12 protein-coding genes and 4 pseudogenes are annotated in these 12,356 nt (G+C 72.4%); 6 read left to right on the top strand and 10 right to left on the bottom strand.

Translation table 11 applies throughout. The features are described 5' to 3' along the window. Positions 1-26 precede the first annotated feature (26 nt). From def to ACFWM7_RS27480, 8 genes and pseudogenes are all read right to left on the bottom strand, one after another. The gene (def, locus tag ACFWM7_RS27445; RefSeq protein ID WP_383265273.1) at positions 27-665 is read right to left on the bottom strand and encodes a peptide deformylase; all 639 of its coding nucleotides are present in this window, start codon (positions 663-665) and stop codon (positions 27-29) included. 121 nt (positions 666-786) lie between these two features. Further along, positions 787-1,782 (bottom strand): tetratricopeptide repeat protein, encoded by a 996-nt coding sequence (locus ACFWM7_RS27450; protein WP_371625829.1) that lies wholly within the window; start codon positions 1,780-1,782, stop codon positions 787-789. Between the two features lie 92 nt (positions 1,783-1,874). Further along, positions 1,875-2,681 (bottom strand): annotated as a pseudogene (locus ACFWM7_RS27455) (HD-GYP domain-containing protein); the annotation flags it as partial. Between the two features lie 24 nt (positions 2,682-2,705). After that, a pseudogene (locus ACFWM7_RS27460) lies at positions 2,706-3,610 on the bottom strand (HD-GYP domain-containing protein); the annotation flags it as partial. A gap of 97 nt (positions 3,611-3,707) precedes the next feature. Next, positions 3,708-4,028, bottom strand: a complete 321-nt coding sequence (gene rsrA / locus ACFWM7_RS27465) for a mycothiol system anti-sigma-R factor (protein WP_383265277.1) — start codon at positions 4,026-4,028, stop codon at positions 3,708-3,710. Then, positions 4,025-4,681: a sigma-70 family RNA polymerase sigma factor gene (locus ACFWM7_RS27470; protein ID WP_007458152.1), complete on the bottom strand. Its 657-nt coding sequence runs from the start codon at positions 4,679-4,681 to the stop codon at positions 4,025-4,027. Before ACFWM7_RS27470 ends, rsrA begins: the two co-directional genes overlap by 4 nt. Positions 4,682-4,954: 273 nt before the next feature. Continuing rightward, entirely contained in the window at positions 4,955-5,596 is a 642-nt protein-coding gene (locus tag ACFWM7_RS27475; protein WP_383265279.1) for an alpha/beta family hydrolase, read from the bottom strand. An 87-nt stretch (positions 5,597-5,683) separates the two neighbouring features. Further along, positions 5,684-6,499, bottom strand: a complete 816-nt coding sequence (locus ACFWM7_RS27480) for an SOS response-associated peptidase (protein WP_383265282.1) — start codon at positions 6,497-6,499, stop codon at positions 5,684-5,686. Between the two features lie 53 nt (positions 6,500-6,552). On the opposite strand from ACFWM7_RS27480, the gene ACFWM7_RS27485 reads away from it, so the two are divergent. The 4 genes from ACFWM7_RS27485 (at position 6,553) to ACFWM7_RS27500 (ending at position 10,187) form a co-directional block, all read left to right on the top strand. Next, positions 6,553-7,266: a M50 family metallopeptidase gene (locus tag ACFWM7_RS27485; protein ID WP_010061549.1), complete on the top strand. Its 714-nt coding sequence runs from the start codon at positions 6,553-6,555 to the stop codon at positions 7,264-7,266. A 103-nt stretch (positions 7,267-7,369) separates the two neighbouring features. Further along, positions 7,370-8,722 carry a 3-phosphoshikimate 1-carboxyvinyltransferase gene (gene aroA, locus ACFWM7_RS27490; protein WP_383265285.1) on the top strand — a complete coding sequence of 451 codons (1,353 nt, stop codon included), beginning with the start codon at positions 7,370-7,372 and terminating at the stop codon, positions 8,720-8,722. Between the two features lie 3 nt (positions 8,723-8,725). Then, positions 8,726-9,742 carry a ribosome small subunit-dependent GTPase A gene (gene rsgA / locus ACFWM7_RS27495; RefSeq protein ID WP_383265287.1) on the top strand — a complete coding sequence of 339 codons (1,017 nt, stop codon included), beginning with the start codon at positions 8,726-8,728 and terminating at the stop codon, positions 9,740-9,742. Between the two features lie 121 nt (positions 9,743-9,863). Then, on the top strand, positions 9,864-10,187 hold the full coding sequence (locus tag ACFWM7_RS27500) for a DMT family transporter (protein ID WP_376285538.1): 324 nt from the start codon (positions 9,864-9,866) through the stop codon (positions 10,185-10,187). On the opposite strand, the gene ACFWM7_RS27505 is transcribed toward ACFWM7_RS27500, so the two are convergent. After that, positions 10,144-10,758 (bottom strand): TetR/AcrR family transcriptional regulator, encoded by a 615-nt coding sequence (locus ACFWM7_RS27505; RefSeq protein ID WP_383265291.1) that lies wholly within the window; start codon positions 10,756-10,758, stop codon positions 10,144-10,146. The genes ACFWM7_RS27500 and ACFWM7_RS27505 overlap by 44 nt on opposite strands. Before the next feature lie 122 nt (positions 10,759-10,880). Between ACFWM7_RS27505 and hisN the strand changes: the two genes are divergently transcribed. Together hisN and ACFWM7_RS27515 are read left to right on the top strand one after the other, a co-directional pair. Continuing rightward, on the top strand, positions 10,881-11,681 hold the full coding sequence (gene hisN, locus ACFWM7_RS27510) for a histidinol-phosphatase (protein ID WP_383265294.1): 801 nt from the start codon (positions 10,881-10,883) through the stop codon (positions 11,679-11,681). A gap of 172 nt (positions 11,682-11,853) precedes the next feature. Further along, positions 11,854-12,246 (top strand): annotated as a pseudogene (locus ACFWM7_RS27515) (cyclic nucleotide-binding/CBS domain-containing protein); the annotation flags it as partial. Here ACFWM7_RS27515 and ACFWM7_RS27520 read toward each other — a convergent pair. Beyond that, positions 12,243-12,356 (bottom strand): annotated as a pseudogene (locus ACFWM7_RS27520) (LacI family transcriptional regulator); the annotation flags it as partial. The pseudogenes ACFWM7_RS27515 and ACFWM7_RS27520 sit on opposite strands and share 4 nt — an antisense overlap.

Raw genomic sequence — 12,356 nt, forward strand, 5'->3', positions numbered from 1 at the left:
GTTGCCGGGGCCCCGCAGGGGCGTGCTCAGTCGTTCGAAACGGTCTCGTAGCGCGGCGTGCCCTCTTCCATCTGCCGCAGCGCGTCCTTGCGCTCGCGCTTGGAGAGCCGGTCGATGTACAGGTAGCCGTACAGGTGGTCCGTCTCGTGCTGGAGGCAGCGCGCGAAGTAGCCGGTGCCCTTGACCCGGATCGGGTTGCCCTGCGCGTCCTGGCCGCGCACCACCGCGTAGTCGGGGCGGGCGAGCGAGGCGTACGCGGTCGGGACCGAGAGGCAGCCCTCGTTGGAGTCGTCGAGGACCCGCATGTCGGGGGCCAGCTCCTCCAGGACCGGGTTGCAGACGACACCGGTGTGGCGCTTGCCGTCGTCGTCCGGGCAGTCGTAGACGAAGACCTTCAGGTCCACGCCGATCTGGTTGGCCGCGAGGCCGACGCCCTCGGCCGTCTTCTGGCTGGCGAACATGTCGTCGATCAGCTGCGCCAGCTCGTCGTCGAACGCGGTGACGTCCTTGCACTCCTTGTGCAGCACCGGGTTGCCCACGACCGTGATCGGACGGGAGGTGCCGCGCGCGCGGTAGGCCGCCTCGCGTTCCTCGCAGTCCTCGGTGTCGACGATGAACCCCTCGTCGTCCACGCCGATCCGCCCGTCCGTCTCCTGCTGCGACATGTCCGCCGTACGCCTTCCTGCAAAAACCTGAACTCGGTGACCCCGCCGTATCCCGTCACAACCCGGGAAGCGCGGGAGGAGCAGCACCGCGATCGGTGCGCGTACAGCCTACGGGCAGCGGTCAGCAGACTTCTTCGAGATCCCGCCACTCACGGCTGTCCGGGCTGTCGGCGACCCAGCCGTCCAGCAGCCCGCGCACCAGCCCGGCGGGGGCGGCGAGGCCGCACTCACGCTCGGGCACCCAGAGGTCGCCGGCGCCGGCGGTGCGGTGGCCGAGCGGTCCCGGGTGGCCCGGCTCACTGTGGTCGTGCGGGTCCAGGTGCTCGCCGTCGCCCTCGTCGCTCTCCATCCGGCTCTCCGAGCACGCCCGGCACAGCAGCCGCACGGACGAGGACCAGTCCTCGGCGGCGAACCCGGCGTCCGAGGCGAGCTTCTCCAGCGCGTCCCGGTCCTCCTCGGTCGCGGCCTCAAGCAGCACCACCCAGGTCGGCACGGGCGAGGGCGCCCACAGCTCGATCTCGTCGAAGACCGGGTACGAAGGTCCGGCGGCGGTGACCCGCTCGCCGTTGGGCACCCCGTCGTGCAGGACGACCTCGCCCCAGCGCCGCCCGGAGGACGGCAGCGGGATCGAGAGCACCTCGATGCGGGCCGGGTCGAGCCGGCGGCCCCAGACCACCTCGGCCTCGCCCTCCGGCGAGAGCCGCACGGCGGCGCTGCCCAGCTCCATGCCGGTCGGCTCGGTGGTGGCCGCGCTGTGCTGGCCGCCACCGGGAACCTTCAGTCCGTACGCCTGCCAGGCCCGCCGCGCCAGCGGCCAGTCCTGGAGGGCGGTGGCCGCGATGCCGACGTTCCACCAGTCCGGGGCGCCGGACTCGCGGTCCAGCAGCGCGACGGCCCGCAGGCCCGCCGCGCGCGCCTGCTCCCAGTCGTGCCGGAACTTGTGCAGCAGCGCCAGATTGAACCAGGACTCCGAGAGCCAGGGCTCCAGATCCGCCGCACGCGTCAGCAGCGCCCCCGCGTCCTCGTACCGGCCGTCGCCGATCAGCGTGAACGCGCGGTCCGTGGCCTGCCGCCAAGAGGCGGACGGCCGATGCCGTACCTTCCCGAAGATCCTCACGATTCCCGCCTGTCCCGACTGGACACCCTCGTCATCCGCTCTGCTTTCGCATCCAACCATGCCCGGCCGGACGCCCGCTCATTACCCATGGGTTACCCAGCTCCGGCCGGGGTCAGACCGCCTCGCGCGAGGACGCGCCCCAGCGCCTCCACCGCCTGTGGCTGGTGGTCGTGCCCGGTGCCGAGCCTGAGCTGTTCCAGCGCGCCGAGCGGCCCGCCCACGCATTCCCCGCACAGGTCGTCGTATGCGTTGACCGTCCTGACGATCCTGGCGGCGGGCAGTTGTTCCCGGTACGGATCGGCCTGCTGCTCCACCACCGCCGCGACCGCCGGATCGACCCCGGTGCGGCGGACCACCGCCCCGCCGAGCAGGGCGATCCGGCGCTGCTGGGCGGCGGGCAGCCCGGCGGTCGCCCCGCCGGCGACCGGGTCGAGGAGGGAGAGCCGGCCGATGTCGTGCATCAGGGCGGCGTGCTCCAACACGGCCAGCTGCGGCCCGGTAAGCCCCAGCTCCCGCCCCACGGCGGTGGCGAGCGCGGCGACCCGGCGGGCATGGCCGGGCGGGGTCTACCCGGCGATCTCGGCGGCGCGGGCTAGCGAGGCGATGGTCTGCCCGCAGGTCGCGCGGACGGCCGCGTACCGGCGGGCGGAGACCTGGGTGAGCAGCAGCGGCCCGCACAGCACGGGCAGCGCCCAGAGCCCGGCGACCGCGGCCCCCAGCGCCATCACGACCCCGGTCGCGCCGATCGCCGTCCCCGTCCCGGCGAGCGCGCGCACCTCGTCGACCAGGAGCGATCCGTACGGGGGCGGGGCGCCGGGCCCTTCGAGGCACGCCCGCGAACGCGCCAGGAGGGCGGCCTGCAGGGCGTCGCACAGGGCGGTCGCCGCCAGTACCGCGAGCGGGAGCACGCCCGCACACCGCTTCAGCTCGGCGGGCGCGGCGGTAGGAGCGGGTGGAGGTCATCGCGTCGAAGGCGTCGGCGACGGCCACGACCCGGGCGAACTCGGGGATGCGCGAGCCGCTCAGCCCGTAGGGATAGCCGCTGCCGTCGAGCCGTTCGTGGTGGTGCAGGATCGCATCGCGGGCCTCGTCCAGGAAGCCGATGCCCCGGACGATCTCGTGCCCGTACTCCGGGTGCAGCTCCATGATCCGCCGCTCCTCGGGGGTGAGCGGCCCGTCCTTGCGCAGCACCCGGGTGGGGACGCCGAGCTTGCCGACGTCGTGCAGGATCCCGGCGAACCGGAGCCCCTCCACCCGGCGTTCGTCCATGCCGAGTTCACGGGCGATCAGGACGGAGGCCCGGCCGACCCGTTCGCTGTGGCCCCGGGTGTAGGTGTCCTTGATGTCGACGGCGTGGACCAGGGCGCGGATGGTGGCGCGGTGGGCGGCCTGTTCGCGGTGGTACTGCGCGAAGACCCAGCAGGAGAGGTACATCGGCAGCAGCACGAGGAGCGCGGAGGGCGGGCCGTACGGGCTCCGCCACTTCCTGCTGCCGCCCGCGGCCGCCGCGCTGGTGGCGGTGCCCGGCTCGCTGGCCGGACGGGTGGAGCAGCTGCCGTACGCGGCCCGCCGGAGCTGGCGGACCGCTCAGCTCGCCCTCGGCGGCGGCGAGGAGGATCGGGAGGAACGACCCGGCGGCGACCGGACCCGTGCCTCCGGGCAGTGATCGGCGGCCGGCCAGCTCACAGCCGAGCCCGAGGGCGGCCGGAAGGGCCGCCGTGCCCCACGGGACCGGGGCCCCGGGGGCGTACGCGGGAAGCGTGCACCAGACCGCGCAGAGAACGGCGGCCAGGATGCAGGCACGTGCCGCCGCCGGTGTGCCCCTCACGCCCGCACTTGCCCCCAGCATGGTCGATGGACGCGCCACGCTAGCGAGTTGCGCGGCTCACCGAGCCGCTACGGATCCGATTAGCACATTCGGGTGACTATTCGGCGGCGGTCGCCGACCGGTCCGTGGCCTGCACGGAAACGTCGTGATCGGGCACGGCCTCGCCGGCCCGGATCAGGTCGATCCGGCCCATCACCTTGGAGCGCAGGTCGGTCGGGACGTCGTCCTGTCCGCAGCACCGCTTGACCAGCTTCTTCACGGCCTGTTCGAGGCCGTACTTCTCCAGGCACGGGGAGCACTCCTCGAAGTGCGTCTCGAACTTGGTGCAGTCGCCCTCGGGCATCTCCCGGTCGAGAAACTCGTAGAGATGGTCGAGGACCTCCGAGCAATCCGTCTCGTGCGGCTCTCCGCAGCTCATGAGGCCGAGCCCTTCCGATCGTCCGAGTCACCGGCACCGGCCGCGACGAGCCCGCGCTCACGGGCGTAGTCCTCCAGCATGCCGCGCAGCTGGCGGCGGCCGCGGTGCAGCCGGGACATCACCGTACCGATGGGAGTCCCCATGATGTCCGCGATCTCCTTGTAGGCAAAGCCCTCGACATCGGCGAGATACACGGCGATGCGGAACTCCTCGGGGATCGCCTGGAGCGCCGACTTCACGTCGGAGTCCGGGAGATGGTCGAGCGCCTGGGACTCCGCCGAGCGCAGACCGGTCGACATGTGCGACTCGGCCCGGGCCAGCTGCCAGTCCTCGATCTCCTCGGCAGCGCTGCGCTGGGGCTCCCGCTGCTTCTTGCGGTACGAGTTGATGAAGGTGTTGGTGAGGATGCGGTACATCCACGCCTTGAGGTTGGTGCCCTCACGGAACTGGTGGAAGGAGCCGTACGCCTTGGCGTAGGTCTCCTGGACCAGGTCCTCGGCATCGGCGGGGTTGCGCGTCATGCGCAGCGCGGCCGAGTACATCTGGTCGAGAAAACCGAGGGCGTCCCGCTCGAAGCGCGCGTTGCGCTCGGCGGACGTCTCCGGTGCACGGCCGTCGTCGGTCCCTGTGTCGGTCCCAGTGACCGGACCCACCTCCTCCAACGATGTGGCGGAGCCGAAACCGGACCCGCTCGCATCGGAGAATAGTCGACCTTGCTTGGTGGCGGCCTGTCGGTTACCCCCGCCCAGGGGCCGCTCGGAGGTGGTCTTCGCCGCAGGCAGCACGGTCCACTCCAGGTCAGCGGCGTTCGAGCGGCTGGGGCAGATGGTCGAACCCATGCGACGGACTCCCTCTCCACGTACGACGTTGTTGTACCGACGTCCCGAACAACAGCGCCCCTGTACGGAGCATTCCCGGGGCCTGTGTCACCCGAGTGACGTGAGCCACGCGGTGACCGCTCCGGTGAGGATGCCCATCGTCTGATCCTCGCTCAGCCCGGATCTCTTCGGTACGGCGAAGCCGTGGTCGCCATAGGGCACTTCGACCAGCTTGTGGTCGCCCTCCGGAAACTCCGCGGGTCGGCCGAACGGGTCGTTGCCGCCCTGCACCACCAGGGTGGGCACGCCGGTGCCGAGCAGTTCGTCGGCGCGGGACCTCTCGGGCTTGCCCGGGGGGTGCAGCGGGAAGCTGAGCGCGAGGACGGCCGCCGCGCCCAGCTCGGTGGCGGTACGGCAGGCGACCCGGGCCCCGGCACTGCGGCCCCCGGCGACTACGGGCAGCCCGGGAGCGGCGAGGGCGGGCCAGAGTCCGCGCCAGCCGGTGTCCAGGGTCTTCGGGGCGGGAGCCACCTTCTTGCCGGCCACCCGCCAGGGCTGCTCCACCAGGGCGACGGTGACGCCGTGTCCGGGCAGGGCGGCGGCCAGCGCCTTCAGGTCGCGGGCCTCGATCCCGCCGCCCGCCCCGTGGCTCACGGCGAGCACGAGGCGGGGCTCGGAGGCGGCGACCCAGGTGATCCGGGCCTCACCGGCGTCGGTGGTGACGTTCTGCGTACGTGGTTGACGGCTCACCGCGCCATCCTCCCCCGCCCGCGACTCAGAACGGCGTGGGCTCCCCCGCGTACGCCTCAGAACAGCGTGGACTCCCCCACGTACGCCTCAGAACAGCGTGGACTCCTCCGGTGCCGCCAGTTCCTCCAGCAGCTCGGGCCCGTTGTTGCGGACGTTGCTGACGGCGGTGGCGACCGGGTAGGCGCGCATCAGCCCGCCGGGCGGCGGCTCCAGCAGGGCCCGCAGCTCGTCCTCGCCGGTGCGCGAGGGGTCCAGCCAGGCGTCCCAGCGGTCCGAAGTGAGCATCAGCGGCATCCGGGGGTGGATGTCGGCGAGCGCGCCGGGCCCTTCGGCGGGGGCGACGGCCAGGGGTGTGGTCTCGGCCTCGGTGGTGATCACCGAGCACGTCACCCACCAGGCGTTCTCGTGGTCGCCGGGCAGGGTCGTGTCGCGCCAGAACTCGTACAGTCCGGCCATCGCGAAGACCGACCCGTCGGCGGGGGTGACGAAATACGGCTGCTTGCGGGCCCGCTTCTTGCCCTTCTTCTCCTCCAGCTGCCGTTCCTCGGAGCCCGTGACCCACTCGTAGTAGCCGTCGGCGGGCAGGATGCAGCGGCGCTGGGCGAAGGCGCGGCGGAAGGAGGGCTTCTCGTGCACGGTCTCCGCGCGGGCGTTGATCATCCGGGCGGCGCCCTCGGGGGTCTTCGACCAGGACGGCACGAGTCCCCATTTCAGGGCCCGCAACTGGCGAACCGGACGCTGGTCGTCCGCGTCTTTAACAGGACGCTCCAGAACCGCGTAGACCTCTTTGGTCGGCGCCACGTTCCAGTCCGGCTCCAGGGTCTCGGTGGGCTCCCACTTCTCGACGCCGAAGAGTCCGGTCAGGTCCTCGGGCTTCCGACTCGCTGCATACCGTCCGCACATAAGTGCCAGACTGCCACGACCGCCCGCACCCACCGCAAGGAGTCGCCCGGCCGATGAACAGCACCGAATTGGGCGATCTGTGGGATCGCGTGACCGGCACCCAGTCCGCTCCCGAGCAGTGGCTGGTGGTGGTGACGGCCACGCTCGCGCTCATCGCGGTGGTGCCGAACCCGATATGGCGGCTCGCGCGCAACACGATCACGATCGCGCACGAGGGCGGCCACGGCCTGGTGGCCCTGCTCACCGGGCGGCAGCTTTCCGGCATCCGGCTGCACTCGGACACCAGCGGGTTGACCGTGAGCCGCGGCAAGCCGACGGGGATCGGCATGATCCTCACGGCGGCGGCGGGCTACACGGCCCCGTCCCTGCTGGGCCTGGGCGGCGCCTGGCTGCTGACGAACGGCAGGATCACCCTGCTGCTGTGGGTGGCGACGGCTCTGCTCGCGGTGATGCTGGTGATGATCCGCAACGTGTACGGGGCCCTCACCGTCATCCTGACCGGCACCACGTTCCTTCTGGTGTCCTGGCTGGCCTCCTCCGACGTGCAGTCGGCGTTCGCGTACGTGGTGGTGTGGTTCCTGCTGCTGGGCGGGGTGCGGCCGCCGTTCGAGCTCCAGTCCAAGCGGCGGCACGGCGGGGCCCCGGACTCCGACGCGGACCAGCTGGCCCGGCTGACCCACGCTCCGGCGGTGCTGTGGCTGTTCCTCTTCCACGCGGTGTCGCTGTGCTCGCTGATCGGCGGCGGGCGGTGGCTGCTGGGCTGGTGAGGCCGGGTTGGCCGCTCCGGTCCGTACCACTCTTTCGCTACGGAACGGTTTCCGCCCATTTGGTCAGGATCCGGGTCGACGTAAAGCCACTAAAGTGTTGGCCATGACCGAGAGTTCCGTGCAGCCCGCCCTCTGGCCCGCCCCCCACGCGACCGGGGCCGTCGACGCGACCGTCACCGTGCCCGGATCGAAATCGGTCACCAACCGCGCGCTCGTGCTGGCCTCGCTGGCCGCCGAGCCGGGCTGGCTGCGCCGCCCGCTGCGCTCCCGCGACACCCTGCTGATGGCGGACGCGCTGCGCGCCATGGGCGTCGGCATCGAGGAGACCGTCTCCTCCTCGTCCGCGAGCAGCCCGTCCGCCGCCGCCTCCCCGGACAGCTCGGGCGAGGCCTGGCGGGTCATCCCGGCGGGGCTGCACGGCCCGGCCACGATCGACGTCGGCAACGCGGGCACGGTCATGCGCTTCCTGCCGCCCGTCGCCACGCTCGCCGACGGCCCGATCCGCTTCGACGGCGATCCCCGCTCCTACGAGCGCCCGCTGACCGGCGTGATCGAGGGCCTGCGGGCGCTCGGCGCGCGGATCGACGACGACGGGCGCGGGGCGCTGCCGCTGACCGTGCACGGCAGTGGGGCGCTGGAGGGCGGTCCGGTGTCGATCGACGCCTCGTCGTCCTCGCAGTTCGTCTCGGCGCTGCTGCTGTCGGGGCCGCGCTTCAACCAGGGCGTGGAGGTCCGGCACACCGGGTCCACGCTCCCCTCGATGCCGCACATCCGGATGACCGTCGACATGCTGCGGGCCGTCGGCGCCCAGGTGGACGAGCCGGAGACGGGCGGTGAGCCCAACGTCTGGCGGGTCTCCTCCTCCGCCCTGCTCGGCCGCGACCTGACGATCGAGCCGGACCTCTCCAACGCCCAGCCGTTCCTGGCCGCGGCCCTGGTGACCGGCGGCCGGGTCACGATCCCGGACTGGCCCGAGCGCACCACCCAGCCGGGCGACGCGCTGCGCGAGATCTTCACCGCGATGGGCGGCTCCTGTGAGCTGACCGAACGCGGACTGACCTTCACCGGTACGGGCCGGATCCACGGCATCGACGTGGACCTCGGCGAGGTCGGCGAACTGACCCCGGGCATCGCGGCGGTCGCCGCCCTGGCCGACTCCCCCTCCACGCTGAGCGGCGTCGCCCATCTGCGGCTGCACGAGACGGACCGGCTGGCCGCGCTGACCAAGGAGATCAACGAGCTGGGCGGCGATGTCACCGAGACCGCCGATGGGCTGCACATCCGCCCGCGCCCGCTGCACGGCGGCGTCTTCCACACGTACGACGACCACCGCATGGCCACCGCAGGGGCGATCATCGGCCTGGCGGTGAAGGGCGTGGAGATCGAGAACGTGGGCACGACCGCCAAGACCCTGCCGGACTTCCCGGATATGTGGACCGGGATGCTCGGGATCTAGATCATGCGCCGCTACGGGAAGAACCCCGACGAGGACGACATCCGCGTCCGCCCCAACCGCAAGGGCAACCGGCCGCGGACGCACATCCGGCCCAAGCACGAGGATGCCGAGGACGGCCTGGTCCTCACCGTCGACCGGGGCCGGCTCACCTGCCTCGTCGACGGCCGGACCGTGGTCGCGATGAAGGCCCGCGAGCTGGGGCGGAAGGCCGCCGTGGTGGGCGACACCGTCTCCATCGTCGGTGACCTCTCCGGCGAGAAGGACACCCTGGCCCGGATCGTGCGGATCGCCCCGCGCCGCACGGTGCTGCGCCGCACCGCCGACGACGACGATCCGTACGAGCGCGTCGTCGTCGCCAACGCCGACCAGCTGGCGATCGTCACCGCGCTCGCCGACCCGGAGCCCCGCCCGCGCATGATCGACCGCTGTCTGGTGGCGGCGTACGACGGCGGGCTCACCCCGCTGCTCGTGCTGACCAAGTCCGACCTGGCGTCGCCGGACAAGCTGCTGGAGGCGTACACCCCGCTCGGCGTCCCGTACATCGTGACCAGCCGCGAGGAGCTGGAGAACGGCGACGCGGCGGAGCGGGTGCGCGAGCTGCTGGAGGGCAAGGTCACCGCCTTCGTCGGGCACTCCGGGGTCGGCAAGACGACGCTGGTCAACGCCCTGGTGCCGGAGGACCGACGGCGGACCACCGGCGACGTCAACGCCGTCACCGGCCGGGGCCGGCACACCACCACCTCGGCCCTCGCGCTGCCGCTGCCCGGCGACCGTGGCTGGGTGGTCGACACCCCGGGCGTGCGCTCCTTCGGGCTGCACCACGTCGACCCGTCGCGCGTCATCCAGGCCTTCCCGGACCTGGAGCCGGGCACCGAGGAGTGCCCGCGCGGCTGCACGCATGACGGGAACCAGCCCGAATGCGCGCTGGAGGCCTGGGTGGCCGAGGGTCACGCCGACCCGGCGCGCCTGGACTCCCTGCGCCGGCTGCTCGCCACCCGTGAGAGGCGCGAGGGCGACTGACGGCGCATCCGGCGGCAATCCTTCGGGGCGGCGCGGGCATGTTTGCGAGCTTCAACGACCGGTAACGGCATAATCGCACCGAGTGGGACGAAGCCGTCACCTATGCGGGAGGCAACTGACGATGGCGTGGCTGCTGGTCGTGGTCGCAGGACTGCTGGAGACCGGCTTCGCCGTGTGTCTGAAGCTCTCCCACGGGTTCACCCGGCTCTGGCCGACGATCGCGTTCGCCGTGTTCGCGCTCGGCAGCTTCGGGCTGCTGACCCTGGCGCTGCGGAAACTGGACGTCGGCCCGGCGTACGCGGTGTGGACCGGGATCGGGGCCGCCGGAACCGCGATCTACGGCATGGTCTTCCTCGGCGACGTGGTCTCCACCCTGAAGCTGGTGTCGATCTCCCTGGTGATCATCGGGGTGATCGGCCTCCAGCTGTCCGGTTCGGCCCACTGATCCCCGCCACCACCGGCCGCGCCGCCTCCCGGACGAGTCGGAGCGCGCGGCTGTCCGCGGCGTCGTCGCCCGGCACCGGAACGATCACACAGGACAGCGCGAGGCGCAGGACGGTCTCGCAGCGCCCGGCGGCGACCCCGGGCGACGCCGCCGCCATCCGGTCCCGTACCAGCGCGAGCAGCTCACCGGGCTCCGGCGGCGGCTTCCCACCTGTCCGCCCCCGGGACCCCGGCTGCCGGTCCGGGCGGGGCAGCCCCTCCGCCCAGTGCCCCGTGAGCAGTGCCCTGACCAGCGCGTTCTGGCGGGCGGCCCGGAGGGTCCAGAGCGCGACGGCGGCCGGACGATCGGGCGCGGGGGCGGTCAGAGCACGGTCGACCCCGGCGAGATAGCCGTCGGCGGCCCCTCGCAGAAGCGCCCCGGCCAGTCCCCCCTTGGTGCCGAACTCGTTGTAGAGCGTCTGGCGCGAGACACCGGCCAGGGTCGCGACGTCGACCATGCGCACGGCACGCCAGGGCCGGTCGGCCAGGGCCCGGAGGGCGGCGTCCAGCAAGGCCTGCCGCGCTGTCGGCATCGTCGCCTCCCCCGCCCCGGGATCCTGCCGTTCAGAGTTGACGCGCTCCCGGGGACTGTCAAGGGTTCCGGGCGGCAGGGGCGCTGTAGCCCGCGTCCGGCGGCGCTGGATACTGTGGCGGCATGCCCGACTACCACGATGATCTGCGCCTCGCCCACGTACTGGCGGACGCCGCCGACGCCGCGACGATGGACCGGTTCAAGGCTCTCGACCTGAAGGTGGAGACCAAGCCGGACATGACGCCGGTGAGCGAGGCCGACAAGGCCGCCGAGGAGCTGATCCGGGGCCATCTGCATCGGGCCCGCCCGAGGGACGCGATCCTGGGCGAGGAGTACGGGGTCGAGGGCTCCGGTCCGCGGCGCTGGGTGATCGACCCGATCGACGGCACCAAGAACTACGTGCGCGGTGTGCCGGTGTGGGCGACGCTGATCTCGCTGATGGAGGTCGGCGAAGAGGGCTTCCGGCCGGTCGTGGGCGTGGTTTCCGCGCCCGCGCTGAACCGGCGCTGGTGGGCGGCGAAGGGCGCGGGCGCCTACACCGGCCGCAGCCTCACCTCCGCGACCCGGATGCACGTGTCGAAGGTGGGTCGGATCGCGGACGCCTCGTTCGCGTTCTCCTCGCTGTCGGGCTGGGAGGAGCAGGGCCGCCTGGACGGTCTCCTGGACCTCACCCGGGCCTGCTGGCGGACGCGGGGTTACGGGGACTTCTGGCCGTACATGATGGTCGCCGAGGGTTCCGTGGACATCTGCGCGGAGCCGGAGCTGTCGCTGTGGGACATGGCGGCGCCCGCGATCGTCGTCCAGGAGGCGGGCGGCCGGTACACCTCGCTGGACGGGAAGGACGGACCGGACGGCGGAAACGCGGCGGCCTCGAACGGGCTTCTCCACGACGAGCTGCTGGGCTACCTCAACCAGCGCTACTGAACCGTGTCGCCCCGGCGGCGCCGGCCGTCGCGTGCGTGCTCGCGCACTCCCCCGGCGCACGCCCGCCCACCCCTTGTCGACCCGGCCCAAGGGTGCCACTCTGAGAGTCCCCCCACTTGTGAACTTGTGAATCGACTCACAGAGTCGGCTCACCGAGGAGGTGGCTCGATTCATGCTCGTCCGTGACGCCATGAGCACGGTGGTCCTCACCATCGGCCCCACCCATACGCTCCGCCAGGCGGCCCGGCTGATGTCGGCCCGCCGTATCGGGGCAGCTGTCGTCCACGACCCGGATACCTGCGGGCTCGGCATCATCACCGAGCGCGACATCCTCGACGCGGTCGGATCGGGGCTGGACCCCGACCGGGAGACCGCGTCCGCCCACACCACCACCGACGTGGTGTTCGCCGCCCCGGCCTGGACCCTGGAGGAGGCCGCGGAAGCCATGACGCACGGAGGGTTCCGGCACCTGATCGTGCTGGACGGCGACGGCCCGGTGGGCATCGTGTCGGTGCGCGACATCATCCGCTGCTGGTCGCCCGCCCACCGCCGTACGCCTGCCGCGACGGCCGCGTGGCCGGCGGCCCGGTCGTACGGGCCGTGGACGGTCGGCCCCTCGGCGACGCCCGCCGCCGCGAGGGCCTCCCGGTGGCCCTCCAGGCGGTGCCGGGTGGT

This window comes from Streptomyces sp. NPDC058375 (genome assembly GCF_042723425.1).
Classification (GTDB): domain Bacteria; phylum Actinomycetota; class Actinomycetes; order Streptomycetales; family Streptomycetaceae; genus Streptomyces; species Streptomyces durocortorensis.